Source organism: Klebsiella sp. 2680, assembly GCF_900198535.1.
In the GTDB taxonomy this organism is placed as follows: domain Bacteria; phylum Pseudomonadota; class Gammaproteobacteria; order Enterobacterales; family Enterobacteriaceae; genus Klebsiella; species Klebsiella indica.
Genome location: NZ_FZNJ01000002.1, coordinates 705,234 through 731,709, shown reverse-complemented (window position 1 = coordinate 731,709; position 26,476 = coordinate 705,234). Strand labels below are relative to the sequence as shown.

Genomic DNA, 26,476 nt, shown 5'->3' with positions numbered 1-26,476 from the left:
AATAACGTGCTGAATTTACAGTAACTATTTTGTTATGCGCGAGCTGGCACAGGCTGTGCTTGAGGCCATCACTGGGTTTGCCGCTTTCCGACGCGGCGAAGATGCCTCTCACCTTCGAGGATTGAACAATGTCCGGACAAATGAAAACAATGGATGGCAACGCCGCGGCGGCCTGGGTTTCCTATGCCTTTACCGATGTTGCCGCGATCTATCCTATTACTCCCTCTACGCCGATGGCGGAAAACGTCGACGAATGGGCGGCGCAGGGGAAAAAGAACCTGTTTGGTCAGCCGGTGCGCTTAATGGAGATGCAATCAGAGGCCGGTGCGGCAGGCGCGGTACACGGCGCGCTACAGGCCGGGGCGCTCACCACGACCTACACGGCTTCGCAAGGGCTGCTGCTGATGATCCCCAATCTGTACAAGATTGCCGGTGAACTGCTGCCGGGGGTTTTTCACGTCAGCGCCCGGGCGTTGGCCACCAATTCGCTGAATATTTTTGGCGATCACCAGGATGTGATGGCGGTTCGTCAGACCGGCTGCGCCATGCTGGTGGAGAACAACGTTCAGCAGGTGATGGATCTCTCCGCGGTCGCCCATCTGGCGGCGATTAAGGGGCGCATCCCGTTTGTTAACTTTTTTGATGGTTTTCGTACCTCGCATGAAATTCAAAAGATCGAGGTGCTGGAATATGAGCAACTGGCAACGCTGCTCGACCGCTCCGCGCTGGACAGTTTCCGGCGTAACGCGCTGCATCCGGATCATCCGGTTATTCGCGGAACCGCACAAAACCCGGATATCTATTTTCAGGAACGGGAAGCGGGCAACCGTTTTTATCAGGCGCTTCCTGAGCTTGTTGAAAACACGATGGCGCAAATTAGCGTCCTCACCGGACGGGAATACCATCTGTTTAACTACGCCGGCGCGCCGGATGCTGAAAGGGTCATCATCGCCATGGGCTCGGTTTGCGACACCATTCAGGAAGTGGTGGATACGCTGAATAGCGCAGGGGAGAAGGTCGGGTTACTCAGCGTGCATCTGTTTCGCCCCTTTTCACTGGCGCACTTCTTTGCGCAACTGCCAAAAACCGTGCAGCGGATTGCGGTACTGGACCGCACGAAAGAGCCTGGCGCCCAGGCCGAGCCGCTGTGTCTCGATGTTAAAAACGCATTTTATCACCATGACGCTGCGCCGCTGATTGTCGGTGGCCGTTACGGGCTGGGCGGCAAGGATGTCCTGCCCGGCGATATTGCCGCGGTGTTTGACAACCTGAACAAACCGCTGCCTATAGATGGCTTTTCGCTGGGTATTGTCGATGATGTCACCTTTACGTCATTACCGCCGTATCAGGGCGCGATGGCGGTATCGCATGCCGGGATCACCGCCTGTAAATTTTGGGGCATGGGCTCAGATGGCACCGTTGGCGCGAATAAAAGCGCCATTAAAATTATTGGCGACAAGACCCCTCTCTACGTGCAGGCTTATTTCTCCTATGACTCGAAAAAATCCGGCGGCATCACCATTTCACACCTGCGCTTCGGCGACCGGCCCATAACTTCGCCCTATCTGATTCACCGGGCCGATTTTATCTCCTGCTCGCAACAATCCTATGTCGAACGCTATGAGCTGCTGGACGGGTTGAAACCGGGCGGAACCTTTTTGCTGAACTGCAACTGGTCCGATGCGGCGCTGGAGCAGCATTTGCCTGCCCGCTTCCGGCGTTATCTGGCGCGGGGAAATATCCGCTTTTACACCCTTAATGCCGTCGATATCGCCCGTGAGCTCGGTCTTGGCGGGCGGTTTAATATGCTGATGCAGGCGGCGTTCTTTAAGCTGGCGGCGATTATTGACCCGCAAACCGCCTCGGACTATCTCAAACAGGCGGTGGAAAAAAGCTACGGCAGTAAAGGGGCGAGCGTTATTGAGATGAACCAGCGGGCGATCGACCTGGGGATGGCTTCGCTGCATCAGGTGACGATTCCGCCGCACTGGGCGACGCTGGATGAGCCTGAAGCGCAAGCGTCCGCCATGATGCCGGACTTCATTCGCGATATTCTGCAACCGATGAACCGCCAGTGCGGCGACCAACTGCCGGTGAGCGCGTTTGTCGGTATGGAGGATGGCACCTTCCCGTCGGGCACCGCGGCCTGGGAGAAGCGCGGCATTGCCCTGGAGGTCCCGGTCTGGCAACCGGACGGCTGTACGCAGTGTAACCAGTGCGCGTTTATCTGCCCCCATGCGGCGATCCGTCCGGCGTTGCTCAGTCCTGAAGAGCAGGACGCCGCGCCGGTAGCGCTGTTAAGTAAGCCCGCTCAGGGGGCGAAAGCGTATCACTACCACCTGGCGATTTCCCCTCTGGACTGTTCTGGCTGCGGCAACTGCGTGGATATCTGTCCTTCGCGCGGTAAGGCGCTAAAAATGCAATCTCTCGATAGCCAGCGCCAGATGGCGTCGGTTTGGGATTACGCGCAGTCGCTGGCGCCAAAAAGTAACCCGTTTCGCAAAACAACGGTTAAAGGCAGCCAGTTTGAAACGCCGCTGCTGGAGTTTTCCGGCGCCTGCGCGGGCTGCGGGGAAACCCCTTACGCCCGCCTGATCACCCAACTGTTTGGCGACCGGATGATGGTTGCTAACGCCACCGGCTGCTCTTCTATCTGGGGGGCCAGCGCGCCGTCGATGCCTTACACCACTAACCATCGCGGTCATGGTCCTGCATGGGCGAATTCGCTGTTTGAAGATAACGCCGAATTTGGCCTCGGCATGATGCTGGGCGGGCAGGCGGTGCGTAAACAAATCGCCGATGAGATGACCGCCGCCCTGTCGTTGCCGTTAAGCGATAGACTTATTGACGCGATGCGGCAGTGGCTGGCCCATCAGGATGACGGCGAAGGGAGCCGCGAGCGTGCGGATCGGCTAAGTGAACTGCTGGCGGTGGAAAAAGCCGGGGAGCCGCTGCTGGAGCATCTCTGGCAGAACCGTGACTATTTTATTCGCCGCTCACAGTGGATTTTCGGCGGCGACGGCTGGGCCTACGATATCGGCTTCGGCGGCCTCGACCACGTGCTGGCGAGCGGCGAGGATGTGAATATTCTGGTGTTTGATACTGAGGTTTACTCTAATACCGGCGGACAGTCGTCGAAATCGACCCCGGTGGCGGCAATCGCTAAATTTGCCGCGCAGGGGAAACGCACGCGCAAAAAGGATCTCGGCATGATGGCGATGAGCTATGGCAACGTTTATGTCGCGCAGGTCGCCATGGGCGCTGATAAAGATCAAACGCTGCGGGCTATCGCGGAAGCCGAAGCCTGGCCGGGGCCGTCGCTGGTGATTGCTTACGCCGCCTGCATTAACCACGGCCTGAAAGCCGGGATGCGCTGTAGCCAGCGTGAGGCGAAGCGGGCGGTTGAGGCAGGCTACTGGCATCTGTGGCGCTATCATCCGCAGCGTGAAGCGGAAGGCAAAACGCCGTTCGTGCTGGATTCCGAAGAGCCGGAAGAGAGCTTCCGCGACTTTTTACTGGGGGAAGTGCGCTATGCCTCTTTGCACAAAACGACGCCGCAACTGGCGGATGCGCTTTTCAGTAAAACCGAAGAGGATGCCCGGGACCGCTTCAGGCAGTATCAGCGGCTGGCCGGCGAAGAGTAGCGCGAGGCAACGGCGGGCGGGCAAGAGGCTGCGCCAGCGGTTTATTCTTCTTGCTGCATCACCCTGAGCAGCGTATCCAGCAGGCCGGGAAAACGCGCGTTTAAATCTTCCCGGCGCAGCGAAATCAAGTTTTCCCGCCCCTGAGGCCGTTGCCAGATCACGCCGCTGTCGCGCAGTACGCGCCAGTGGTGGGTCATGGTCGATTTGGCCACATCCTCATGACGCAGAGCGTTACAGCTCTGCTCGCTGCCGTCGGCAAGGATGCGAATAATCTCCAGACGGAGCGGATTACCGAGGGCGAAAAGGACATTTTCGAGGCGAATTTGTTCAGGTTCGGGGTGATTGGCGATCATAATATTCCTGTGTCGGCGGTTGCGCCGCTCTGCAAGCGGCGGCCCGTATCGGCGGCTGACCGGTAATATACTCAAACTGCGGTTCTAACGCCACGGGCGTCGTCGCAGCTTTACCGATAGTTACGATAGCAAAAATAGTTCGAATATACTCGTACAATTGTACTATGATAGATGCGGTTGAATAAATCGCGGCGTATCCGGCCGCTAACTGACAGTCAAAATGACTAAGGACGCATCATGCCCCGACCCATCCCCCTCGAACGTTATCGCAACATCGGTATCTCCGCGCATATCGATGCCGGTAAAACCACCACCACCGAGCGTATCCTGTTTTACACCGGGATGAGCCACAAGCTGGGGGAAGTACACGATGGCGCGGCAATCACCGACTGGATGGCGCAGGAGCAGGAGCGTGGGATCACCATTACTTCCGCGGCGGTAAGCTGTTTCTGGCCCGGCATGGACCGCCGCTTCGCGCCGCATCGCATTAATATTATCGACACTCCCGGGCACGTGGATTTCACTATTGAAGTGGAGCGTTCCATGCGGGTACTCGACGGCGCGGTAATGGTTTACGACTCCGTCGGCGGCGTACAGCCGCAATCGGAAACCGTCTGGCGGCAGGCGAATAAATATCACGTCCCGCGGCTGGCCTTTGTTAACAAGATGGACCGTCCCGGCGCGGATTTTTTCCGCGTGGTGCAGATGATGAAAGATCGCCTGAAAGCGAATCCGGTGCCGATTGTTATTCCGGTAGGCGCGGAAGATCACTTCACCGGCGTGGTGGATCTGATCACGATGCGCGCCATTTTGTGGGATGACGCCACCCAGGGGATGACCTTCAGCTATGTTCCGGTGCCCGATGAGCTTCTGGATACCGCCCGGCAGTGGCGGGAAAAAATGGTTTCCGCCGCCGCGGAAGTCAGCGATGAACTGATGGATAAGTATCTGGAAACCGGCGATTTGAGCGAGGCGGAAATCGTTGCCGGGCTGCGTCAGCGTACCGTGAAGGGCGAAATCCAGGGGGTACTGTGCGGCAGCGCGTTTAAAAATAAGGGCGTACAGCGGATGCTTGATGCGGTGGTTGAGCTGATGCCGTCGCCGCTGGATATTCCGGCGATTCAGGGCGTGGATGAGAAAGGGCGGCCCGCCGAACGTCATCCTGGCGATGACGAACCGTTCTCGGCGCTGGCCTTTAAACTGATGACCGACCCCTATGTCGGGCAACTGACCTTTATCCGCGTCTATTCCGGTACGCTGAAAAAAGGCGATGCGGTGTGGAACCCGGTGAAAGAGAAGAAAGAGCGCATCGGCAGGATCGTGCTGATGCAGGCCAACGATCGCCATGAGGTGGATGAACTGCACGCCGGGGATATTGCCGCCTGTGTCGGCCTGAAGGATGTCACCACCGGCGATACGCTGTGCGACCCGGATGCGATCATCACGCTGGAGCGGATGGCGTTTCCGGAACCGGTGATTTCGCTGGCGATTGAACCGAAGACCAAAGCCGATCAGGAGAAAATGGGCATCGCCCTGCAACGACTGGCGGCGGAAGATCCGTCGTTTCGTCTGCACACGGACGAGGAGTCCGGTCAGACGATTATTTCCGGGATGGGCGAGTTGCATCTGGAGATTATCGTTGACCGGATGAAACGTGAGTTTGCCGTTGACGCGAATATTGGCCGTCCGCAGGTGACCTATCGCGAAACGATCCGCAAAACGGTCAAAGAGGTGGAAGGCAAGTTTGTTCGCCAGTCCGGCGGGAAAGGGCAGTATGGTCACGTGGTACTGACCCTTGAACCGCTGGCGCCGGGGAGCGGCTTTGTGTTTGAAGATGCCACGAAAGGCGGCGTGGTGCCGCGCGAGTACATTCCTTCCGTGGAAAAAGGGCTGCGCGAAGCGATGGGCAGCGGCGTGCTGGCGGGGTACCCGGTGGTGGATATCAAAGCGACCCTGACCTTTGGCTCGTATCATGAGGTCGACTCTTCGGAAATGGCTTTTCGCATGGCGGCGATATTCGGTTTCAAGGAGGGGGCGCGCAGAGCTGACCCGGTGATCCTTGAGCCGGTGATGCATGTGGAAGTGGAAACGCCGGAAGAGTACGCCGGGAATATCATGGGCGATCTCTCTTCCCGCCGGGGGATGGTACAGGGGATGGAGGCGCGTTTCGGTAGCCAGATTATCCGCGCCGACGTGCCGCTGGCCGAGATGTTTGGCTATTCCACCACTCTGCGTTCGATGTCCCAGGGGCGGGCGACCTATAGCATGGAATTCCATCATTATGCGGAAGCGCCGCGTAACGTGGCGGAGGCGATTATCGCCAGTCGGGCGAAAGGCTAAATAACGTTCCCGGGTGGCGGCTGGCGCCTTACCTGACCTGGAAATTCATGAATACCGGGCTCCCGTCTTTCAGATGGCTGAGGACCCGTAGCCCCGGTAAGCGCAGCGCCACCGGGGGATGAGAGGCCGGTTTTAGCTACCATGCCCGTATTTTTGTCAGGTGGCGGATGGTGTTTTACCTGACCTACACTGACCTACAAACCCCATAAATATAAGCCCTGCGCCACCGGTTCCGTTCACCGTAATCCCGCAGAAAATGAACTACCGTCGCCCGTGAACGGGTAAAGGGGGAGAAAACCGTCTCCCCCTTTACAATCCCCGCGGTCCCGCAAAGAAACCGGTGCTGCGCACTGCGCTCACCTCCCGGCCCTCAGCCTGCGGTCGGCTCAACTCGACGGCCTGTCTCGATTCGCCTCTGGCCGCCATCCCTGGCGTCCAGCCCTTGTCTTCGGGTCTCCGGTTCGCCGGTTTCAGCGGGCACCAGGGCATCGCTGCGAGTTTTGTGCTTTCAGCAGGGTATTCGTCGCTGCTTAATAGAAAATAGAAAACCTGTGTTTTATTACCTTCAGCGGTCAGGCAGTTGCAGGTTTACTGCGGGCTCACCGCAGGGGGGTTGGGCGCATCAGGGAAACCTGGCGGGAACGCAGGCGCGCATCCAGGACTGGCGGCCAGGACGGCGGCCAGAGGCTGAGTCGTGACAGGACAAAATTGCCCGGAGCAATTTTGAACAGCGCTTGCGCTGGCCCTGAAAGGGCGAGTCCCAGGGATGGGACGAGTAATCACGAGTCGCGCCCGGTCCGCCAGATGAAGCCGGAGTGGAGCGCACCGCGCAGCGGCAGGTTTCCAGCGCAATGCCGGGGGTCATGGGGGCGAGCGAAACGCCCCCATGCCGTTCACCGGCTGTGGAGATAACATATATCTTCGTACTGACGGTGAACGGAACAGCCCGCTGAACCAGAATGTGAAGCAGGTTTGAGCGTGATGCCGAATCTGCATGAGATATTGCGTCCGCATTTTTGCCGGGTGGCGGCTAGCGCCTTACCCGGCCTACTCACTTCAGGCGGCTGAGAACCCGTAGCCCCGGTAAGCGCAGCGCCACCGGGGGGGGACGGGCGAGTTTTCGCTACCATGCCCGTATTTTTGCCGGGTGGCGGCTGACGCCTTACCTGACCTGGAAAACCATAAATACAGGCCCTGCGCCACCGGTTCCGTTCACCGTAATCCCGCAGAAAATGGATGACCGTCGCCCGTGAACGGGTAAAGGGGGAGAAAACCGTCTCCCCCTTTACAATCCCCGCGGTCCCGCAAAGAAACCGGTGCTGCGCACTGCGCTCACCTCCCGACCCTCAGCCTGCGGTCGGCTCAACTCGACGGCCTGTCTCGATTCGCCTCTGGCCGCCATCCCTGGCGTCCAGCCCTTGTCTTCGGGTCTCCGGCTCGCCGGTTTCAGCGGGCACCAGGGCATCGCTGAGAGTTTTGTGGTTTCAGCAGCATATTCGTCGCTGTCGGTCTTTCAGATGTGGCAGGTATTTCCCCGGTTTTTTATCACCTTCAGCGGTCAGGCAGTTGCAGGTTTCCTGCGGGCTCACCGCCGGGGGGTTGGGCGCATCAGGGAAACCTGGCGGGAACGCAGGCGCGCATCCAGGACTGGCCGCCAGGACGGCGGCCAGAGGGCGTGTCGAGACAGGGCCGTCGAGTCGCGCCCGGTCCGCCAGATGAAGCCGGAGTGGAGCGGACCGCGAAGCGGCAGGTTTTCAGCGCAATGCCGGGGGTCATGGGGGCGAGCGAAACGCCCCCATGCCGTTCACCGGCTGCGGAGATAACGAATATCCTCGTACTGACGGTGAACGGAACAACCCTCTGAACCGGAATGTGAAGCAGGTTTAAGCGTGATGCCAAATCTGCATGAGATATTGCGCCCGCATTCCTGTCAGGTGGCGGCTGGCGTGACCTGTAACCCCATAAATCCAGGCCCGGAGCCGCAAATTAAACAATATCCTGCGCGTACTGCCACAGCGCCTTCAGTTGCGCCAGCTTCTCTTTATCGTCCGCGTGCTGCTGATACAGCAGTTGCAGCTCATCGGCATAGGCCTGTAGAAATTCCGGTGTAAACACCTCCCGGCGATGTTCTAACCAGCGCTGCTGCTCGGCTTCATCAAGAGTGCCGGGGAAATTACGCGCGCGATAGTTGAACAGCAGTCGCTCAATGCGCGCATCGGCGAAGGTAATATCCAGCGCCGGCAGATTACGCGGCTCGGTCTCAAGCACGATTTTCATCGCCGCACGATCGGCATCGCTGAAAAAGCCGTTATATAACTGCGCATCGACGTTAGCAGATGGCACAAAAGGCTCGGCTTCGGCAAAAATCGCCACCACTTTCTCGCGTACCTGCGGATTGGCCCGCAGCTGCCGCGCGTTATCCAGGCAGCGCTGAATATTGATGCCTAACCGATCGGCATCCTGTGGACGCAGGGTATTTTGCTGCGCCAGCACCGGGCATTTATTGAGGTGCACCAGCTTAATCGGCACCGCCGCCAGTTCGCCCAGATCGCTTTTTGGCGTATACAGCCGTTCACGCAACGTATCGGCGTCCAGATCCAGCAGCGGCGCAATATCCCCCGCCAGATCGACCATAATCACCGCGTTACGGTTATCCGGGTGCCACGCCAGCGGGGCCACCAGGCTGGTATTGCCGCGCGCTGCGCCGAACATGCCGGAAACATGCACCAGCGGTTTGATTTGCGGCACGTCAATCAGCGTCGCCAGCTTACGTTTGTTGCGATGGGCGTACAGATAGTCAAACAGACGCGGCTGCCGGGTTTTGACCAGTTTCGCCATCGCGATAGTGGCGTAAACGTCCGCCATGGCGTCGTGGGCGTTACTGTGCTCAATGCCGTTAGCGACAGTCAGATGCTCCAGACGGAAGCTCGGTAAGCCCTCTTCATTTTCCGGCCAGTTAATCCCTTCCGGGCGCAGCGCATAGCAGGCGCGCATCACGTCCAGCAGATCCCAACGCGAGTTGTCGTGCTGCCAGCTCCAGGCGTAAGGATCGTAAAAATTACGATAGAAAATATTACGCGTCACTTCGTCGTCGAAGCGCACGTTGTTGTAGCCGACAACGCAGGTTTTCGGCACCGTGAACAGATCGTGAATGCGGCGGGCAAAGGCGGCTTCGTTGTCGCCTTTGGCAAGGGCCTCCTGCGGAGTAATCCCGGTCACCATCACCGCCTGCGGCTGCGGCAGATAATCGTCGGCAGGCTTACAGTAGAAGACTTCTGGTTCGCCGATGATAGTGAGATCTTCATCGGTGCGGATGGCAGCAAACTGCGCCGGGCGGTCTAGTGCAGGGTGGGTGCCGAAGGTTTCGTAATCGTGGAACAAAAATCCGGGCTGGTTGGCGCTATCTTGCATAATCTGTTCGTTATTCCTGGTGGCAAGCAGCCATCATGGTAAACGATTTACCGGGCCATCAGAAGGGCATCGGCTTTGCCGCGCGTCTGCGGTGTCATATTTTCTTGCAATTAATCCCTGATATAAAACGAGAAGTTCCGTAAAAAGGACGGCGAATCTATCAATTTAGAGGATATGCTGTTGAAAGGCCGTTTGTTTATTGCTGTATCTTTGCTCGCTACGAGCGTTTCTTGCGCATTTGCCGCCAATGATTTTCCCGTCAACCTGGCGCCACCCGCCATTCAGGCCGCGTCCTGGGTGCTGATGGATTATACGACCGGTCAGGTGCTGACCGCCGGTAACGAGCACCAACAGCGCAATCCTGCCAGCCTGACCAAACTGATGACCGGCTACGTGGTGGATCGCGCCATCGATAGCCACCGCATCACGTTTGATGACATTGTCACCGTAGGAAAAGATGCCTGGGCGCAAGGTAACCCGGTATTTAACGGCTCCTCGCTGATGTTCCTTAAACCGGGCGATCGGGTCAGCGTGCGTGATTTAAGCCGTGGGCTGATCGTTGATTCCGGCAATGACGCCTGTGTGGCGCTGGCGGACTATGTTGCGGGCGGTCAGCCGCAGTTTGTCGCGCTAATGAATCACTACGTGGAAAAACTGCATCTGAAGGATACCCATTTCGAAACCGTCCACGGCCTGGATGCGCCGGGGCAGCACAGCTCGGCCTACGATCTGGCCGTGCTTTCCCGGGCGATCATTCACGGCGAACCTGAGGTGTACCATATGTACAGCCAGAAGAGCCTGACGTGGAACGGTATCACTCAGCAGAACCGCAACGGGCTGCTGTGGGACAAAACCATGAACGTCGATGGCCTGAAAACCGGCCATACCTCCGGGGCCGGATTTAATCTGATCGCTTCGGCGGTGGACGGTCATCGTCGGCTGATAGCGGTAGTCATGGGTGCCGACAGCGCAAAAGGGCGTGAACAGCAGGCGGCGAAACTGTTGCACTGGGGCCAGCAAAACTTCGACACGGTGCAGGTGCTGCAAAACGGTAAACAGGTCGGCGTTGAGCGCATCTGGTATGGCGATAAAGAGCAGATTAAGCTGGGGACCGATCAGGACTTCTGGCTGGCGTTGCCAAAGTCGGAGGTGCCGCGCATCAAAGCGAAATATGTGCTGGATAAAAAAGAGCTGGAAGCGCCGATTGCCGCTCATCAGCGGGTCGGCGAAATCTCGCTCTACGATGGGGATAAAGAGGTGGCCCACTGGCCGCTGGTGACGCTGGAAAGCGTTGGCAAGGGCAGTGTGTTCTCACGCTTCAGCGATTATCTGCATCAGAAGCTGTAACTCTCCTGCCGCTCCGTTCCGGGGCGGCATCTCGTATTTCGCCCGGCGCGCTATGGGATGACCGTCAATGCTATCATTGGGTTACATAAGGTTGTCGCAGTCCGGCATTCAGTGAAGCAGAGATTTATCCCTTCTGTCGACAAGGTTTCTTACATTCGCGTGATGCCTGCGGTGAAAAAGCGGTTACAATTGGCTTTTTCGTTGTGTCGGAGTGGGTTGTGCGCACGGATAAATCACTTAAGCCATTTGAAATTCGGCTGTATCGCCATTACCGCATCGTTCATGGCGTGCGAATAGCACTGGCCTTTGTGCTCACCTTTATGCTGGTGCGCCTGCTGAACATACCGGAAGGGACCTGGCCTCTCATCACTCTGGTGGTGGTGATGGGGCCAATCTCTTTCTGGGGTAACGTGGTACCGCGTGCGTTTCAGCGTATTGGCGGCACGATCCTCGGCTCGGCCCTCGGGCTGGTGGCGCTGAAGCTGGAGCTTATCGCGCTGCCCGCCATGCTGCTATGGTGCGCGGCGGCGATGTTCCTCTGCGGTTGGCTGGCCCTTGGCAAAAAGCCCTACCAGGCGCTGCTGATTGGCATTACCCTGGCGGTGGTGGTGGGCGCGCCGCCGGGAGATATGACCACCGCGCTGTGGCGAAGCGGCGACGTTATCTTTGGCTCTCTGCTGGCGATGCTGTTTACCGGTATCTGGCCGCAGCGGGCGTTTTTGCACTGGCGCATCCAGATGGCCAGCTACGTCACCGCTTTCAACCGGCTGTATCAGGCAGGATTTTCGCCAAACCTTGTTGAGCGCCCGCGGCTGGAAAAGCACCTGCAAAAGGTGCTCAATGATGTGGTGAAAATGCGCGGTCTGATCACCCCGGCCAGTAAAGAAACGCACATTCAGAAAGCTATCTTCGAGGCGATTCAGACCGTCAGCCGTAATCTGGTATGCATGCTGGAATTGCAAATCAATGCTTACTGGGCCTCTCGTCCCGGCCATTTTGTCATGCTTAATGCGCATACGCTGCGCGAAACCCAGCAAATGACTCAGCAAACGTTGCTCACCATTGCCCACGCGCTGTATGAAGGGAACCCGCAGCCGATTCTCGCCAACAACGAAAAACTGAATGAAATTGTGGCTGAACTGCGCCAGTTGATTAAAGAGCAGCAGGATGAGAATTTCTCCGAAACGCCAATCCACGGCTATGTCTGGTTAACCATAGAGCTGGCGCGTCAGCTCGAACTGCTGTCGCATTTGATTTGTCGGGCATTGCGTAAATAAAGACGAGATATCAGAGAGATATCAGGTTACTGACAACGTGCGTTGTGCTGCCATTGCCGCGAAATGACACGTTGTCGGTTGTCTGATGTGTGTGATTTGTCCTGTCGCTTGCTTCGATTCAGCCGCATTTAGGGTTATGATAAACGCAAGGGAAAAAATATTGTCATCAGCGGCTGCGAACAGTTATGTTAGCCCTATAGGGTAGCCGCTTTAACGAATCCGAATCTCAAATATCAGGGGTATAAAAATGGAAACAACTAAGCCTTCTTTTCAGGACGTACTGGAGTTTGTTCGTCTGTACCGTCGTAAGAACAAACTGCAGCGTGAAATTCAGGACGTTGAGAAAAAGATCCGTGATAACCAAAAACGTGTCCTGCTGCTGGACAACCTCAGTGACTACATCAAGCCCGGCATGAGCGTTGAAGCTATTCAGGGCATTATTGCCAGCATGAAGAGCGATTATGAAGATCGCGTTGATGATTACATCATCAAAAATGCTGAAATCTCCAAAGAACGTCGCGACATCTCTAAAAAACTGAAAGCGATGGGGGAAGCCAAAGCAGAAGAGAAATCTGGCGAGTAATCCGTTATTAGCGCTCCGGCGGCTTTCGCTGCCGGAATCCCGTCCTTCACTGCGGCATCCTCTCTTCACTCCCGGGCAAAAGCCGCCCTCAAGCGCTGAACCTTTTCGCCGGAATTTGGTATACTCCCGCCGTAAACATATTGATATCGGAAGGGTTTATCTTATGCTGTTCCTGCAACAGGTCCCGCCGCGATGATACTGATTACCGGCGGTGCGCGTAGCGGCCAACGCCGTGATGCCGAATCTTTACTCAATTCTTTTGTCTCGGCGATCTATATCGCGACGTCCTGGATTTCCGATAACCAAATCGCCGCCCGCATTCAGCACCATCGTGATACCCGTCTGGCCCACTGGCGTCTGGAAGAGCGCAGCGCAGATTTTTCCGCGTAACCGCAACGCGGATAACGCAGATTGTGGTCGGTGATAAATAACCGCTGACCGTGGAATTTATCGACGGGGGTCCTCTTTCAATGATTAAGTCTTTTTTTGTCGCATTATCGTTTATCAGCCGATTACCGGTGCCGGCACGTTTATCCCAGGGGCTGGAGATCGAACAATATCAGCGCAGTATCGTCACTTTTCCCTTTGTCGGCTTGCTGCTGGGGGCCATCAGCGGCGCAGTGGCGATGCTGCTCCAGCCGTGGTGCGGCGGACCGCTTGCCGCGCTGCTTGGCGTGCTGACGCTGGCGCTGCTGACCGGCGGCTTCCATCTTGATGGCCTGGCGGACACCTGCGATGGCATTTTCTCTGCCCGTCGTCGTGAACGGATGCTGGAAATTATGCGCGATAGCCGATTAGGTACCCACGGCGGCCTGGCGCTGATCTTTGTACTGGTCGCGAAAGTGCTGGCGATCGCCGAAGTGTCCCTGCGTGGTACATCGGCGGTTTTTGCGCTGGCGGCCGCCTGCGGCGTGGGGCGCGGCATGGTGGTGGCGCTGATGTATCGTCAGCGTTATGCCCGGGAAGAGGGACTGGGTAATCTGTTTATCGGCAAAATTACGCTGCGTCAGACGCTGATCGCCCTGGGGATGGCTGTGGTACTGGCGACGCTGCTGCTTGGGGTCAGCGGTCTGCGGGCGGCAATGATCACGCTGGCGCTGGTATGGGGACTGGGCATGGCGCTGAAGCGCACCCTGGGAGGGCAAACCGGCGACACCCTGGGCGCGGCGATTGAACTGGGCGAAGTGATATTTCTGCTGGCCCTGCTGTAGGCGCGGCAGGAGAGAGTATCAGACGCGCCCGGATGCGGTGTGTCAGGTGCCGCTTCCGGGGCATTGTCCGGGCGTACGCTTACAGCGCGTTTTGCCATACGCGCTGCGGCAGCAGATAAACGTCCGCTGGCGCGTTCATCCCATCGGTAACGATATGCTGAATGCCGCTGGCCATCACCGCCAGGGTGACATCGAAAGCGTTCAGGCTATCGCCAAAACCGGCTGTCAGGTTGAGCATCGAACCGTTAGCCATCAGATACAGGGTTTTATTGTCCATCCGGTAGGCGTTAATATACGGCATCACCTCGGTATGACTGAACTGATGCAGATACCCGCAGTCAATCTCCTCCGCCACGTGACCCACGTTGAGGATAAAGACCCCATCTTTAGTTTTATCCAGCGCCTCGCGATTAACCACTTTTTTGCCGCCGGTCGCGGTGGCGACGACATCCGCCAGGGCAATCGCCTGCTGTAGTTCAATGACATGCCAGCCATCGTAGGCCGCCTGTAATCGCCGCGCCGGGTCGATTTCCGCCACCATCACCTGACCGCCGAAGGCTTTAGCCGCCGCCGCGACGCCCTGGCCGACCAGACCATAGCCGATGACCAGCACTTTTTTCTCGTGCAGGGTCAGGTGGGTCGTCTGGAAGAAGGTGTGCCAGGCGGTCAGACCGACCATATGACGGTTATGGAGCCCTTCTTTAACCGGCAAATCATCCCAGTTAAAAATGGGATAGCCAGGACGGATATCGCCCAGGCGACTGACGCCGGAGCCGGTCGCTTCAAGCCCGGCCACGACGTTACCGAACTCTCCGCGCTGATGTAGCAGGGTGGTAATATCCGCGCCCATTTCACACAGGTGCGTTGGTTGCCAGGCAATCGCTTTTTCCCAGGATTGTCGCCAGTCGGCGTCGCTCATATTGCGCCATGCGCAGGCTTCTGCGCCGCGTTCCACCAGCCAGGCAACCACCTCATCCTGCACCGTCGTTGGGTTGCAGGTGGTGAGGAAAACCCGGGCTCCCTTTGCCAGAATGCCTTGCACCAGCGGGATCATTTTCATGTCAAGGTGCATACAGCAGGCCAGACGAACCTGACTGAGATCGGGAAGCGCAGCGACCTGCCGCAGAGTGCGCGGCATGTTCTGACAGGCCCATGCCACTTCTTTTTCTAAGTGTGTTTTGTAATTCAATGTGTTTAACCTTCAGTCCAGAGAGTGGGGAAATCCCGGTGGAAGAGGGTGAGTTTAGCCTGGAGTGGCAGGCGGGCGAATTATTATATTCACCGAGTGAATTCAGATGGCTGGCAAGGTGATTTTTCAGGAATTGCGCGCGGCGCTACTGGCGCGGGCCTGCGTCGCCGAATGCCGAAGGGGGGGCAGGCCGGATAAGGCGTTAACCGCCATCCGGCGTAAGCGCGGGAAGAATGTCTGATACAGGTTTGTCATCAGCCTCAGGGCACATCGTGCCCGTCAGACGGCTGACAAAGTGCATTGTTCCGCGATCGCCGGGCGGCGCTACGCCAGCGCGCAGTGACGAAACCGCCTAAAGCTCGCCGGTGATGTACTGTGCAACGCCGTGGGCAAAACTCCAGTCGCCCTTGTGGTTGCTTATCACCGAAATCATCAGGTCCTCGCCGCTTATCCCGCAGTGTTCCTGAAGCTCGGCCTGCAGCGTGGCATAAAAAGTCTGCTTCTGCTGTTCGCTGCGTGGGCTGGTATAGACCCTCACCACAACCATGTTTTTACTCCGCGTCAGCCCCAGACCGGTATCTTCAATGATCATATGGTGAGCTTTATTTTCGTGAACAATCTGGTAGCGATCGCGCGCCGGCACGTTGAATGCCTGCACGACAGCCCGGTGCGCCGCATCAAGCAGGGTTTTGATTTCGCTTTCGGTACGGCCTTCAATGATATCAAATGTCAGTAATGGCATAGCAGATGCGCCTTATTGTCGGGTTAATAATTCTTGAAAGTGATGCTAACCAATGCTGACGCGGGTAAAAACCGCTATATTTGAATTCATTGTTTTCCTGTGTGAACAATCCATATGAGCGACATTCGTCCTGAAATATACTGGACTCATCTGTACTGGCTTACGGTACTGGAGGAGCAGAAAAGCTATACCCGCGCCGCAGAAAAGCTGGCGGTCAGCAAATCGGCCATTAGTCAGAAAATTAGCGAGCTGGAACGGGTGACCGGTAAAACGCTGGTGCACCGCACGACCCGCAGCGTCACCCTCAGCGATGATGGCCTGCGGCTGGTGGCGGAGCTTAATGAGCCTTTTGGGCAAATTCGTGAGATCTTTACCGGCACCTGCGATGAAGAGGGCGGGCCGCTGCGCGGGACGCTACGCCTGACTGCGCCGGTAGCATTTTCGCGCCAGCAACTGGTCCCGGCGATCACGCCCTTTCTGCATCAGCACCCGCAGCTTCATCTCCAGCTGGAGGTCACTGACCGTCTGATCTCGCTGGCCAGCGAAGGGTTTGACCTCGCCATTCGGCACTGTCGCCGTGAACTGCTGCCGGAAACGCATGTCGCCTGGCCGCTGTGCCGGACGGCGACGCTGGTTGTCGCATCGGCGGATTATATTCGCCGCTTTGGCCGCCCGGACTCGCCTGAGGCATTGCGGCAGCATCACTGCCTGACCTATCCGCGCGGGCCGCAAAGCCCGCACTGGACCTTTGAACGCGGCGATGAGCGGGTGAGCGTGAAGGTGCAGGGGCCGTTTGCCACCAACAATAGCGAATCCCTGCGGGATGCGGTACTGGCGGGGGTGGGGATTGCGCTGCTGCCGGATTTCAGCGCCAGGGAGGCGATTGGCCGTGGGCTGGTGCAGGAACTGCTGCCGGACTGGCGACCGGTGGATGTCTTTGCCGAAAATCTTTACGTCATTCGCCCCTATGCGCCGCGCGTATCGCGGGCGGTAGAGACCTTTAGCCGCTATCTGAAGGCGACCTTCAGCTGATATTTTGCAACTGTTGCACCAGCGCCTCGCGAAAGCGAGGAAGTAACGCGGGTGCCGCAGGCGCCAGCTCAGCCAGCGTTACGGTTTTATCGGCACGGTAGATCCGGCCGCTGCCGAGCCGGGCCTCAAAAGCGTTGGCCGCCAGATGGGCCGCCTGGAGATCGGCGTCGAGTAATATCACCGCATGGGCGAGAACCACATGCCCTTTACCGCCCGGCATTGGCCGCCAGTACTGAGCGGTACCGGCGATTTTCCGCGCATGCTCGCCTTCGCCGCAGGCCAGATTATAGCGGCCATCGCAAAATGAACCGCTGACTGCCTGGAAATGACTGGCGACGCCGAAACTTGCCAGCGTACGCTGGAGCAGCGCGCAGAGGAAAAGATAAACCGGCTCTGCGGCTTCTCCCAGCGGCTGATAAAGCGGCCATGCCAGGCTGAGATTGATAATCCCCGGTCCCTGCGGCACCAGTCCGCCGCCGGAACGGCGCAGCCAGATCGGCCATCCCCGACGGGAAAACTGCTCGCTCACCGTCGAAAGCGCCGCAAATTTGCGGTAGCTTCCGGGCACCACAAACCCCTGCGGGGCCTGCCAGAGCTGAGCGACAGCGTCACCGGCGAGCGCCCGGTCGAGCAGCGGTTGCTCAGCCAGCGTTGGATCGGCGCAATATTGCACCGATAACGAATGGTGATCAAAACGCGTCGGCCAGCAGGGAAGCTGAGTCATCCTGTCTCCTTAAACTGCGTCTATATCGCCGTGGCGGCTTTTTTTCATCAGCATTGCGGTGAAGGCCGAGAGCAGACAGCCCGCAGTTAAATAGATCGCGACGCTGTGCCAGGCGCCCCCGGAAAGGGTGACCAGCGCGGCGGCGATAAATGGCGTAAATCCGCCCCCGACGACGCTGGCGACCTGATATCCTACTCCGGCGCCGCTATAGCGATAGCTGGCGCCAAACATTTCGGTGAACATTGGCTGCTGGACGCAAACCACCATATCGTGAGCGATATTCGCCAGCATCAGCGCGAAGAACAGGATCCAGAAGTATGACTGGCTTTCAAGGGCCATAAAGAACGGGAAGCCGCTGAGCGCGCCGATCAATGCGCCGGTAATGTAGACGCGGCGTCGGCCGAAGCGGTCGGCCAGCCAGGCGAAGCAGGGGATAGTGAGGCAGCTTATGGCGCCGACTAACAGGCCGATATTGAGGAACAGTTCCCGCGGCAGGCCGAGATTCTGCGTGGAGTAGTTGAGGGCGAAAGCCGTGACGATATACATCGTCAGCAGTTCGCACAGGCGCAGGGCGATAATCAATACAAACGCGCCGGGATGGCGACGTAGCGCGTCCACCACCGGCAGGCGTTTTTTCTGCGGATGCCGCTGCTGTTCGCGCAGTTGCTGTTCGAACTCAGCGGATTCCGCCATACCGTTGCGGATCCACACCGCCACCAGTACCAGCACGACGCTGAACAAGAACGGCAGACGCCAGCCCCAGCTCAGAAATTGTTCGTTAGTGGTGCTGGCGCTTATCAGCGACACCAGGCCGGTGGAGAGCAGTAACCCGACGCCGTATCCCACTTGTACGCCGCTGCTGTAGAATGCTTTCTTATTTTTGGGGGCGCTTTCAACCGCCATCAGCGCCGCGCCGCCCCATTCACCACCGACCGCAAATCCCTGTACGGCGCGCAGCAGAACCAGCAGAACCGGGGCCCACCAGCCAATCTGGCTGAATGAGGGCAGCAGACCGATGCAGGCGGTGGCGATCCCCATCATCCAGACGGTCATCATCAGCATGCGTTTACGCCCGAGGCGATCGCCGAAATGGCCGAAGATAATGCCCCCCAGCGGGCGGAAGAGGAAACCAACGCCAAAGGTAGCAAAGGCGGCAAGGGTACCCATCGCCGGGCCGATCTGCGGAAAAAACTCCCGGTTAAATACCAGCGCGGCGGTGATGCCATAGAGAAGAAAATCGTACCAGTCGACGACAGCCCCGGCGAAGCTGCCCCAGGCCGCCCTGCGGGCGCGATTAAGTGAATATGCCTCCTTGCCGGGGCGATTAGAAATAAGCGTTGAGTCCATAGCTGTCCTGTCTGTTGCTGAGTTTAATTATTGGAATGAGATTTTTTCCTGATTCAGGGCTGCAGTGAGACTACCTCGCCGAAGGGCAAGAGAAAAGATTTTTACCTGTTCTGCGCGTATAACGAGATCTGGCCCCTGCCTGACTGCGCGGGATAACGGTCTGCCGGTTCGCGCGCAGGCGAGTATCGGCGTTCTCTTATTGTTTTAATTTTAATTTTTGAATCGGGGAGGGACGCCTTTTAACAAATGACTTAAATGGTTTACAATTAACGCGTCTCCAGTTTCGGAATGGTGAGTTAAATGCGGTTAATTTTTGCGGTTTTATTTTGTGCCATGGTTTTGCCTCCCGCATTTGCAGAAAAACTGCCTGTGCCCGCAGGTAAAACCGTTTTAACTATTTCCGGCAAGATTGAGAATACGAATCAGGGTGATACTGCCATTTTTGACGTGGCGACATTAGAAAAACTGGGTATGGAAACGGTCGTGACAACCACGCCATGGTATTCAGGAAAGGTTCGTTTTGATGGTATTTCCCTCAATAAACTCATGAAGTTAGTTGGCGCTAAAGGCAAGTCAGCCAGGGTGGTGGCGCTTAATGATTATATCTCAGTCATCCCGCTGGACGATTTTTATAAATTCCCGGTTGTTTTGGCGTTAAAAATGAACGGTGAATATATGCGCATTCGCGATAAAGGGCCTTTATTTATTGTTTATCCGTATGACAGCAGCCCGGAATTGCAGAATCAGATTTATTATTCCCGATCGGTATGGCAGGTTTCGAAGATTATCATTGAGTAAGGGTTTGATCTTGAATCGAATACTCACTGTTATTATTTTGTCACTTTTTATTGTTACTGGTTACATTACTTATCTGGTACATGAGCGGCAAAGTGAGTTGCAAAAATTGACCCGTTATACGGATTCGTGGTCCGTTTCCCAGATAGTCTCAGAGTATATGCGTCTTGAAGCGCGGCTAAGTGCGATGGGACTGGGGATTGAGGGCAGCAACCACGATGAGGTACGCCTGCGCCTTGAGATCATGATGAGCCAGATTCCGCTGCTTCAGCAGGGCGATCTGGGGAAGTTTATTGCTAAAGATGCCCAGCGTAAGGCGACGGTTGCCAGTTTAATTCGTCTCCTGAACAAACTGGATAAACAACTGGAAACGATGGATCCCGGGCAGTTAAAAGCGATTCTGCAGGAGATGAGCACCCTCGACGGGCCGATGACCTCGATGGCATCAATATCGCTGACTCATGACATTAATACGATTAATCTGACCCATGATAAAATACAGAATCTGTATTACATCTATTCGGTTATTTCTGTTCTGTTGATTGTTCTTAGCATTACCCTTGGCGTATTGATGTTAAGGCAAAATAACAGTCTGCGCAGGGCCCATGTGCGGATGAAGTTGCTGGCGGACGATCTTCAGGCGTCGAAAGAGACGTTACAGGTACAGAACCGTCGACTGCAGTACGATGCCTATCACGATTCGTTGACCGGTATGCCCAACCGACTCTCTTTCTGGCAGCGTTTGCAGGAAATTGTCAACCAGGCGCGGCTCGATAAGGGGTCGGCGGTGGTGATGCTGTTCGATCTGGATAATTTCAAGGACGTTAACGACACCCATGGTCATGATGCCGGGGATAAACTGCTGCAGGATCTAGCGCGCCGTCTCTCGTTTTTCCGCAAAACGCCTGAGATGCTTTATCGGCTGGGAGGAGATGAGTTTGCGCTGATTTCATATGATTTGAGCGAAGAGATGGCCCTGGAACGGGCGAACGTTATTCGCGAAAAGATCGGCCAGCCGTATCAGATTTACGATTCATTCATCCATATTGATGCCTGCATCGGGATTGTGATTTCCACTGGAGAGTGTCGTACTGATTATTTGTACAAGTGCGCCGATCTGGCGCTGTATGAGGCGAAGAAGGAGAGCGCCGCTAACGTGCAGATATTTCGCCCCGGTATGCTTGAGCGTCTCCAGGAGAATAAATCCTTTGAGGATGATCTGCTACATGCGCTTGCTAAAGATGAGTTCAGGGTTTACTACCAGCCGATTGCCGATGCGCGTAATGGCGAAATTTACGGTTATGAGGCCCTGGTTCGCTGGTTTCATCCCGTGCGTGGCACTGTTGCACCGACGGAATTTATTCCGGTGGCGGAGAAAATCGGCCTGATTAATTCGCTGGGAGAGTGGGTGCTGAAAACCGCCTGTGAAGCGGCTGCCCGTTGGCCATCGCGGTTAAAGGTTTCGGTTAATGTTTCACCTGTTCAGATGATTGACCATTCGCTGACCGATTCCGTTATCTCAATACTGAAAAGCACCGGGCTCGATCCGCATCGTCTCGATCTGGAGGTTACCGAGTCAGACGTGTTTAACGAAAATACCAGTTCGCTGGAGATCCTTAGCCAACTGCGTGCGCTCGGAGTGCAAATTTCGATTGATGATTTTGGTACCGGGTATTCGTCGCTGTCACGTTTAAGCTATTTTCCCTTTGATAAGATAAAAATCGATCGTTCATTTGTCGTGAATATCCCGGGTCAGAAAGATGACCTCGATATTGTTCGTTTGATCATCAGTATGGGCAAGAGCCTGCATATGCGTATTGTGGCTGAGGGCGTCGAAACGGAAGAACAGTTGAAATCATTGCAGGTATTAGGCTGCGATTTGGTTCAGGGATATTTAATTGGCAAACCGGAGCCGCTGATCGGGTCTGAAAATAAATAATAGGCCTCATCTTTTTAGTCGATTCTGATATGTCAGAAAGCGAAAAAAATTATTTTTGTTATTAATAAAATTATTCCCCGGCAGCAGAGATAGCTATGCTCGCTGCGGTGTGCGAGCGTTGTCAATATATATGCAATATAAAGTATGTCGGATATAACACTTATGGAGTATATACCCGTCATACTTCAAGTTGCATGTGCGTAGGCTTTCCTCGTTCACCCCAGTCACGTACTGGAGTACGCTCCCGGGAATTCACTGCGTCGCCGCCTTCCTGCAACTCGAATAATTTAGGGTATAAACAGGAGTAGAATTGACGTTTACCAAAAAATAATACCTTTCTGGATTAAAAAGGGTATATGATATGCAACATATATTCTTGTTCCGATTGTATTGATGGTGCGCAGAGAGAGGCAGAATCATGCAGCGAATCATTATTCCAACCCACTATGTCCATACACGTACTACCCCGCTGTGGACGACAAAGACGGCTCCGGCGTCAATCTGGAAGCGGCATCTGGATGCCGGTACGCGGCAGGGGGTCTACCCGCGCCTGTCGGTGATGAGGGGGGCGATACGTTATCTTGGCTATGCTGATGAGACCAGCCCGGATCCGGTGGACACCCTGACGATTGCAGAAGGTGAATTTGGCGTTTTCCCGCCGGAGACATGGCACTGCATTGAGGCGTTAACGGAAGATACCGTTTTTAATGTGGATTTTTATGTCGACCCCTCAATTTTGATTGAGGGTTGAGGGATATTATGGACAGTGAAAATAGAGGTTATTCATTAGCGGTTATTAACTGTAATAATAACGATAAAAAAGAGAAAGTGTATCTTAAGCCAATGGCGCTTTATATTCCCGATGTTGCCGTGGAGGCTGTGACAGCGCTTATTTCCACGCTGTCAGCGGACAACGCCAAAGAAAAAGGATTTATATTGACGGTCACGAATAATAATAATGGCGTATCGGTGGATAGCGAGTTTGCTACCCTGGCCGCGCTTCAGGAACCGCAAACGGCGGCTGATGCGGTAAAAGACCTTATTAATATTGTTCGTGGCTATGAGTCTGATGAAGAGACCAACGTCTGCGGCTGGTAATCGTGTGCCGCACTGTTTATCACGGCGCTGGACTGATTATTAACCCCGGGCGAGAGTTTTTGTATAAGCCCGGCTATCGCCTCTGTGCCCACGGGCATAGAGAGATAAAATCCCTGAAAATGCGCGATCCCCAGCGCTTTCAGTTTATTGAATTTATCCAGGCTGTCCACGCCTTCAGCAATACAGTCGCTGCCGGTCAACTGGCAATAGTAAAGCAGGCTCTTAATCAGCGCGAGGGCATGGGGATCGCGCTGCATATCATTCACGATGCTCATATCCAGCTTGTAGGCGCTAAACCTGCATGTGCGTACCGGAAACAGAACGCTGCTTTGCGAGAAGCAGTCATCGAGCATAATACGGAAACCGTGCTTGTGTAACCGGACAATATTTTCACTGGCTTTGCTATGACGGTTGAGGTCGGTGGTTTCGGCCAGCTCCAGTACCAGCCTGTCTGCCATTCGCGGCTGATGGATCTGTTTGCGCGCGGTTTCCATCATGGGGAGCAGGTTCTCATGACCGGCGATAGCGGCGGCAATATTCACCGAGAAATAAAACTCGCCAGGATAGCGGTTGATATGCTGTACCGCCTGCTGGAGCATAAACGCGGTCAGTACCAGCCATGCATACCCGGAATGTATCCGCGGTAAAAAATCACCGGGAAGCAGAACGTCGCCGTTGCGCGCCCAGCGACAGAGGATTTCCATTCCCTGAAGCCGCAGGTGTTGACTGGTAATGGGCTGAAAGACCGGGAAAACGTGTCGACTGTGAATGGCGTGGACAAATTCGCGTTCGAAAGCGGAAAGGGCGGGAAACGCCGCGTTTTTCTGTTCTCTTATCTGGCTGCCGGGAAAACGGGGGCGCATGTGAGGGTGATGTTGCACCATTTTTTTCAGTCCTGCGGTTCTTTGATTGTAGAGCGTTTTATGGCTGATACCGCGGCGTTTTGCCTGTTCGAAGGCGCTGTATCCGTTGAACAACCCGAGGATGGCGTTCAGCTCAGGCCGGGTAAGCCCGGCAGGGCGCTTTCCGCCTATTCGCGTCTCTTCGCCTGACAGTTGTTCAAGCGATGGATATCCCTCAAAGAGGGCATCCCGCAGTAATGCTGAAAGGTAAGGGAGCGGCAGATCGGAGGCGACGGCACGCACGGCGGAAAGCCGGTGGCAGTCCGTAATCTGATGCAACAGCGTGTGCCATAGCCAACTTGTCGGGCTGCGGCTGAGGAACAGCACCGGTAACGGCGTTGCGGATTGTTCCAGCAATGTGACAGCCTGTTTCAGGGTAGCGAGCATCAGGTCAGGGGCGTCGGGCAGAAATACCACCATGCGACGCGGGCAGGTGAAGAGTGTGGGGGCTTCAGTTGGCAGCACGATGGCTGGCGTTCCCCCTTCCTCTATTATTCGCGCTACGCCTTCGGCGACCAGCGCGCAGGGTGACAGAATGTAGTCCACTGGCGGGCTGCGGTCGGGGGCAGAAGGGTTACTCGTAAACAAAGGTCACCCCGATAATCGACTGCACGTTACCTGCCGTAACCTGCCCGCTGGTCCGCGCGTAGTTCGCGGTTAAACCCAGACTGACCGCCGAGCTGCCCACGGTACCTAACGACACCATGCTGTTGGTGGGAACGACGCTGCCGCTGCGCGTCAGTTGAACGCCAATTCCCTGGGCGGGCGAGGCCGACGCGGTATTGGTAAAGATAGTGCTGGCGGCGTCTGCTGTGGTGCCGGTGAGGTAATAGCCCAGCTTCTGGCTTTGAGCACAGTAAACCGTCAGCGGGATTGCCGTTGAGCCAGGATAGTCCGGCAGCGTTACCGTTACATCGCGGGCAGAGACGTCACAGCCTCCGGTGGGCACAACCACATCGTTATTAGCATAAATGTTCCAGACAAACTGAAAGTCGTCGCTATCCTTGTTGTTGGTCTGACGCAAGATCAATATGGCAATTAATGAACCAGCAGAGATCGCCACGCCGCCCGCGGTGCTGACGGGAGTCAGATAAAGAATGGTTGGCCACGGTTTATCCGTGAGGGAATCATACGTTATTCTCGCCGTTTCGCTGGTGGTCGGAAATGGGTAGCTGACACCGTTGTATTTAACTGTGCCGGAAAAATTTGATAGCACACCGCCGTAGGCTGAGCCGCGTTGCAACGTCACATAGTCGGTTATGGTATCCGGATAGTCGTTATGGCAAAAAATTTGCGTCGAGAGATCCACGACAAGGTTTTGTCCGGCGCTGACTGCTGGTGCGAGGTTAACGTAAACGTTTGCTGTGCCCCCTCCTATGGGGATCGTCACGCCAGTGGCGGTTTTACAGGCGAAAGACCAGGCGCTAAGCGACCAGCCACCCAGCAACAGCGTAATCAGCAGAGTTATTATCTTTTTCATAACATATTTCTCCTGGTTCAGGCGTAGGTATAGGTGACGTTAATCACTGCCTGAATGGTTCCCTGAGTGGCGCCGCCCTTAACCGTCAGCGCGCGTACCTGCAGCGGGAAACTGGCGGACTGGGTAGACTCATCCACCTGCACCGATTTGGTCGCGCCGGTGTTCAGCGTGGTGCCGCTGTCATCCTGCAGCTCCAGCTGGATATTCCCGGCGGTGCCCTGGTTTTTGTAATAGCCGGTAGCGTCCGCTGTGCCGCTGAAACTGGCGGTGACCCGCGATGTACCCACCGGGCAGTTGCTAAGGTTAAGCGCCACGCTGTGCCAGGCCGAGGAAGAACCGGCGGAGACCAGGCTGAAGGTGTAGAGATCCCCGAGATCGACGGTTGCGTTAGTGGTGGAAACGGTGCACGGCTTTGCCACCACTTTGCCATTAACGGTAATGGTGACGTCGGCGGCATGCAGCGCCGGGGGGGTGGTTGCCAGCATGGCTGCCAGAAGCCATCCGGTACAGGTCCATTTCATTAGCGTCTCCGGTTACTGAAATTCGAGGGTGAAGGTGGCGGTTGCATTAACGTGCCCGGCGGTGACCGGTACCTGAGTGGCCATCAGCCGGGCATAAAAGTTCAGCGTGTTACTCTGGCCCGGCGTCAGCGTGGTCCACGGAATGGCCGATGAGTCGGCGTTGAGCGGCAGCGCCGACTGTTGACCATCAAGGATTTGCACGCCAATGCCCGCCGCGGCTGAAGCCCCGCTGTCGAGCGCCAGCAGATCGGTATTGATGCTGTCGGCTACGCCGGTAAAGCCCACTTTCACCGCGGTGACTGCACTGCCGCAGGGAGACAGCACAATACGAAAGGGAACCAGCGGCGTGGAGGCGCCCACCGCATGGAACTGTTTTGCAGCGTTATCCATCAGGTCGACGGTAAAATCTTTTGACTCGCCGGCGACGGCGCAGGCGTTATCCCGCACGTAGCCGCTGATGGTGATGGTGCTGTCCGCCGCGCTGGCGTTGGCCATCGCCAGTGATACGAGGGCGCTCAACAGACAGAAGGTTTTTTTCATC

General features: G+C 56.2%; 21 protein-coding genes and 1 pseudogene. 12 read left to right on the top strand and 10 right to left on the bottom strand.

Annotated elements, in window-relative coordinates:
- The first annotated feature begins 128 nt into the window (after window positions 1–128).
- Window positions 129–3,644 carry a pyruvate:ferredoxin (flavodoxin) oxidoreductase gene (gene nifJ / locus FN037_RS10850; protein ID WP_142502208.1) on the top strand — a complete coding sequence of 1,172 codons (3,516 nt, stop codon included), beginning with the start codon at window positions 129–131 and terminating at the stop codon, window positions 3,642–3,644.
- 41 nt (window positions 3,645–3,685) lie between these two features.
- Here nifJ and FN037_RS10845 read toward each other — a convergent pair whose 3' ends face one another.
- Window positions 3,686–3,997: a helix-turn-helix transcriptional regulator gene (locus FN037_RS10845; RefSeq protein WP_138361703.1), complete on the bottom strand. Its 312-nt coding sequence runs from the start codon at window positions 3,995–3,997 to the stop codon at window positions 3,686–3,688.
- Window positions 3,998–4,234: 237 nt separating this feature from the next.
- On the opposite strand from FN037_RS10845, the gene fusA reads away from it, so the two are divergent.
- Window positions 4,235–6,337, top strand: coding sequence for an elongation factor G (fusA, locus tag FN037_RS10840; protein ID WP_142502207.1), 2,103 nt, complete (start codon window positions 4,235–4,237; stop codon window positions 6,335–6,337).
- A 1,986-nt stretch (window positions 6,338–8,323) separates the two neighbouring features.
- Here fusA and sbcB read toward each other — a convergent pair.
- The gene (gene sbcB / locus FN037_RS10835) at window positions 8,324–9,748 is read right to left on the bottom strand and encodes an exodeoxyribonuclease I (protein WP_142502206.1); all 1,425 of its coding nucleotides are present in this window, start codon (window positions 9,746–9,748) and stop codon (window positions 8,324–8,326) included.
- 180 nt (window positions 9,749–9,928) lie between these two features.
- Between sbcB and dacD the strand changes: the two genes are divergently transcribed.
- The 5 genes and pseudogenes from dacD to cobS all read left to right on the top strand — a co-directional run bounded on the left by dacD (window position 9,929) and on the right by cobS (window position 14,166).
- Entirely contained in the window at window positions 9,929–11,095 is a 1,167-nt protein-coding gene (gene dacD / locus FN037_RS10830) for a serine-type D-Ala-D-Ala carboxypeptidase DacD (RefSeq protein ID WP_185929252.1), read from the top strand.
- Window positions 11,096–11,313: 218 nt separating this feature from the next.
- The gene (locus tag FN037_RS10825) at window positions 11,314–12,372 is read left to right on the top strand and encodes an FUSC family protein (RefSeq protein ID WP_138361707.1); all 1,059 of its coding nucleotides are present in this window, start codon (window positions 11,314–11,316) and stop codon (window positions 12,370–12,372) included.
- A gap of 247 nt (window positions 12,373–12,619) precedes the next feature.
- Window positions 12,620–12,955 (top strand): DUF496 family protein, encoded by a 336-nt coding sequence (locus FN037_RS10820; protein ID WP_142502204.1) that lies wholly within the window; start codon window positions 12,620–12,622, stop codon window positions 12,953–12,955.
- A gap of 192 nt (window positions 12,956–13,147) precedes the next feature.
- Window positions 13,148–13,324 (top strand): annotated as a pseudogene (locus tag FN037_RS10815) (bifunctional adenosylcobinamide kinase/adenosylcobinamide-phosphate guanylyltransferase); the annotation flags it as partial.
- A 101-nt stretch (window positions 13,325–13,425) separates the two neighbouring features.
- A complete protein-coding gene (gene cobS, locus FN037_RS10810; protein WP_142502203.1) occupies window positions 13,426–14,166 on the top strand; it encodes an adenosylcobinamide-GDP ribazoletransferase in 741 nt (246 codons plus the stop codon).
- A 79-nt stretch (window positions 14,167–14,245) separates the two neighbouring features.
- On the opposite strand, the gene FN037_RS10805 is transcribed toward cobS, so the two are convergent.
- On the bottom strand, window positions 14,246–15,355 hold the full coding sequence (locus FN037_RS10805; protein ID WP_142502202.1) for an adenosylhomocysteinase: 1,110 nt from the start codon (window positions 15,353–15,355) through the stop codon (window positions 14,246–14,248).
- Between the two features lie 352 nt (window positions 15,356–15,707).
- Window positions 15,708–16,097 (bottom strand): tautomerase family protein, encoded by a 390-nt coding sequence (locus FN037_RS10800; protein ID WP_142502201.1) that lies wholly within the window; start codon window positions 16,095–16,097, stop codon window positions 15,708–15,710.
- A gap of 114 nt (window positions 16,098–16,211) precedes the next feature.
- Here FN037_RS10800 and FN037_RS10795 point away from each other — a divergent pair, with 114 nt between their 5' ends.
- A complete protein-coding gene (locus tag FN037_RS10795; RefSeq protein ID WP_142502200.1) occupies window positions 16,212–17,129 on the top strand; it encodes a LysR family transcriptional regulator in 918 nt (305 codons plus the stop codon).
- On the opposite strand, the gene FN037_RS10790 is transcribed toward FN037_RS10795, so the two are convergent.
- Both FN037_RS10790 and shiA read right to left on the bottom strand, forming a co-directional pair.
- Complete coding sequence (locus FN037_RS10790; protein ID WP_142502199.1) at window positions 17,122–17,853, bottom strand: lipoyl protein ligase domain-containing protein; 732 nt, start codon at window positions 17,851–17,853, stop codon at window positions 17,122–17,124. The genes FN037_RS10795 and FN037_RS10790 overlap by 8 nt on opposite strands.
- Before the next feature lie 9 nt (window positions 17,854–17,862).
- A complete protein-coding gene (gene shiA / locus FN037_RS10785; protein ID WP_142502198.1) occupies window positions 17,863–19,200 on the bottom strand; it encodes a shikimate transporter in 1,338 nt (445 codons plus the stop codon).
- Window positions 19,201–19,500: 300 nt separating this feature from the next.
- On the opposite strand from shiA, the gene FN037_RS10780 reads away from it, so the two are divergent.
- The 4 genes from FN037_RS10780 (at window position 19,501) to FN037_RS10765 (ending at window position 23,032) form a co-directional block, all read left to right on the top strand.
- The gene (locus FN037_RS10780) at window positions 19,501–19,998 is read left to right on the top strand and encodes a molybdopterin-dependent oxidoreductase (protein WP_138361716.1); all 498 of its coding nucleotides are present in this window, start codon (window positions 19,501–19,503) and stop codon (window positions 19,996–19,998) included.
- A 10-nt stretch (window positions 19,999–20,008) separates the two neighbouring features.
- The gene (locus FN037_RS10775; protein WP_138361717.1) at window positions 20,009–21,934 is read left to right on the top strand and encodes a putative bifunctional diguanylate cyclase/phosphodiesterase; all 1,926 of its coding nucleotides are present in this window, start codon (window positions 20,009–20,011) and stop codon (window positions 21,932–21,934) included.
- A 418-nt stretch (window positions 21,935–22,352) separates the two neighbouring features.
- Window positions 22,353–22,685: a DUF1971 domain-containing protein gene (locus FN037_RS10770; protein ID WP_138361718.1), complete on the top strand. Its 333-nt coding sequence runs from the start codon at window positions 22,353–22,355 to the stop codon at window positions 22,683–22,685.
- Window positions 22,686–22,693: 8 nt separating this feature from the next.
- Window positions 22,694–23,032, top strand: a complete 339-nt coding sequence (locus FN037_RS10765; protein WP_138361719.1) for a DUF1869 domain-containing protein — start codon at window positions 22,694–22,696, stop codon at window positions 23,030–23,032.
- Here FN037_RS10765 and FN037_RS10760 read toward each other — a convergent pair.
- The 4 genes from FN037_RS10760 to FN037_RS10745 are packed head-to-tail and all read right to left on the bottom strand — an operon-like array spanning window position 22,993 to window position 26,475.
- Window positions 22,993–24,480, bottom strand: coding sequence for an EAL domain-containing protein (locus tag FN037_RS10760; protein WP_185929251.1), 1,488 nt, complete (start codon window positions 24,478–24,480; stop codon window positions 22,993–22,995). The two genes, FN037_RS10765 and FN037_RS10760, sit on opposite strands and share 40 nt — an antisense overlap.
- Window positions 24,481–24,508: 28 nt before the next feature.
- Window positions 24,509–25,414 carry a fimbrial protein gene (locus FN037_RS10755; protein ID WP_138361720.1) on the bottom strand — a complete coding sequence of 302 codons (906 nt, stop codon included), beginning with the start codon at window positions 25,412–25,414 and terminating at the stop codon, window positions 24,509–24,511.
- Between the two features lie 17 nt (window positions 25,415–25,431).
- Window positions 25,432–25,935, bottom strand: a complete 504-nt coding sequence (locus FN037_RS10750) for a fimbrial protein (protein WP_142502197.1) — start codon at window positions 25,933–25,935, stop codon at window positions 25,432–25,434.
- Window positions 25,936–25,947: 12 nt separating this feature from the next.
- The gene (locus tag FN037_RS10745; RefSeq protein WP_260607871.1) at window positions 25,948–26,475 is read right to left on the bottom strand and encodes a fimbrial protein; all 528 of its coding nucleotides are present in this window, start codon (window positions 26,473–26,475) and stop codon (window positions 25,948–25,950) included.
- Window position 26,476 lies beyond the last annotated feature (1 nt).

What these genes read in the sequence shown, in the direction of transcription:
- nifJ (WP_142502208.1), top strand. Translation starts at nt 129, where the DNA reads ATGTCCGGACAAATGAAAACAATGGATGGCAACGCCGCGGCGGCCTGG.
- FN037_RS10845 (WP_138361703.1), bottom strand. Translation starts at nt 3,997, where the DNA reads ATGATCGCCAATCACCCCGAACCTGAACAAATTCGCCTCGAAAATGTC.
- fusA (WP_142502207.1), top strand. Translation starts at nt 4,235, where the DNA reads ATGCCCCGACCCATCCCCCTCGAACGTTATCGCAACATCGGTATCTCC.
- sbcB (WP_142502206.1), bottom strand. Translation starts at nt 9,748, where the DNA reads ATGCAAGATAGCGCCAACCAGCCCGGATTTTTGTTCCACGATTACGAA.
- FN037_RS10820 (WP_142502204.1), top strand. Translation starts at nt 12,620, where the DNA reads ATGGAAACAACTAAGCCTTCTTTTCAGGACGTACTGGAGTTTGTTCGT.
- cobS (WP_142502203.1), top strand. Translation starts at nt 13,426, where the DNA reads ATGATTAAGTCTTTTTTTGTCGCATTATCGTTTATCAGCCGATTACCG.
- FN037_RS10800 (WP_142502201.1), bottom strand. Translation starts at nt 16,097, where the DNA reads ATGCCATTACTGACATTTGATATCATTGAAGGCCGTACCGAAAGCGAA.
- FN037_RS10795 (WP_142502200.1), top strand. Translation starts at nt 16,212, where the DNA reads ATGAGCGACATTCGTCCTGAAATATACTGGACTCATCTGTACTGGCTT.
- FN037_RS10790 (WP_142502199.1), bottom strand. Translation starts at nt 17,853, where the DNA reads ATGACTCAGCTTCCCTGCTGGCCGACGCGTTTTGATCACCATTCGTTA.
- shiA (WP_142502198.1), bottom strand. Translation starts at nt 19,200, where the DNA reads ATGGACTCAACGCTTATTTCTAATCGCCCCGGCAAGGAGGCATATTCA.
- FN037_RS10780 (WP_138361716.1), top strand. Translation starts at nt 19,501, where the DNA reads ATGCGGTTAATTTTTGCGGTTTTATTTTGTGCCATGGTTTTGCCTCCC.
- FN037_RS10770 (WP_138361718.1), top strand. Translation starts at nt 22,353, where the DNA reads ATGCAGCGAATCATTATTCCAACCCACTATGTCCATACACGTACTACC.
- FN037_RS10765 (WP_138361719.1), top strand. Translation starts at nt 22,694, where the DNA reads ATGGACAGTGAAAATAGAGGTTATTCATTAGCGGTTATTAACTGTAAT.
- FN037_RS10755 (WP_138361720.1), bottom strand. Translation starts at nt 25,414, where the DNA reads ATGAAAAAGATAATAACTCTGCTGATTACGCTGTTGCTGGGTGGCTGG.
- FN037_RS10750 (WP_142502197.1), bottom strand. Translation starts at nt 25,935, where the DNA reads ATGAAATGGACCTGTACCGGATGGCTTCTGGCAGCCATGCTGGCAACC.
- FN037_RS10745 (WP_260607871.1), bottom strand. Translation starts at nt 26,475, where the DNA reads ATGAAAAAAACCTTCTGTCTGTTGAGCGCCCTCGTATCACTGGCGATG.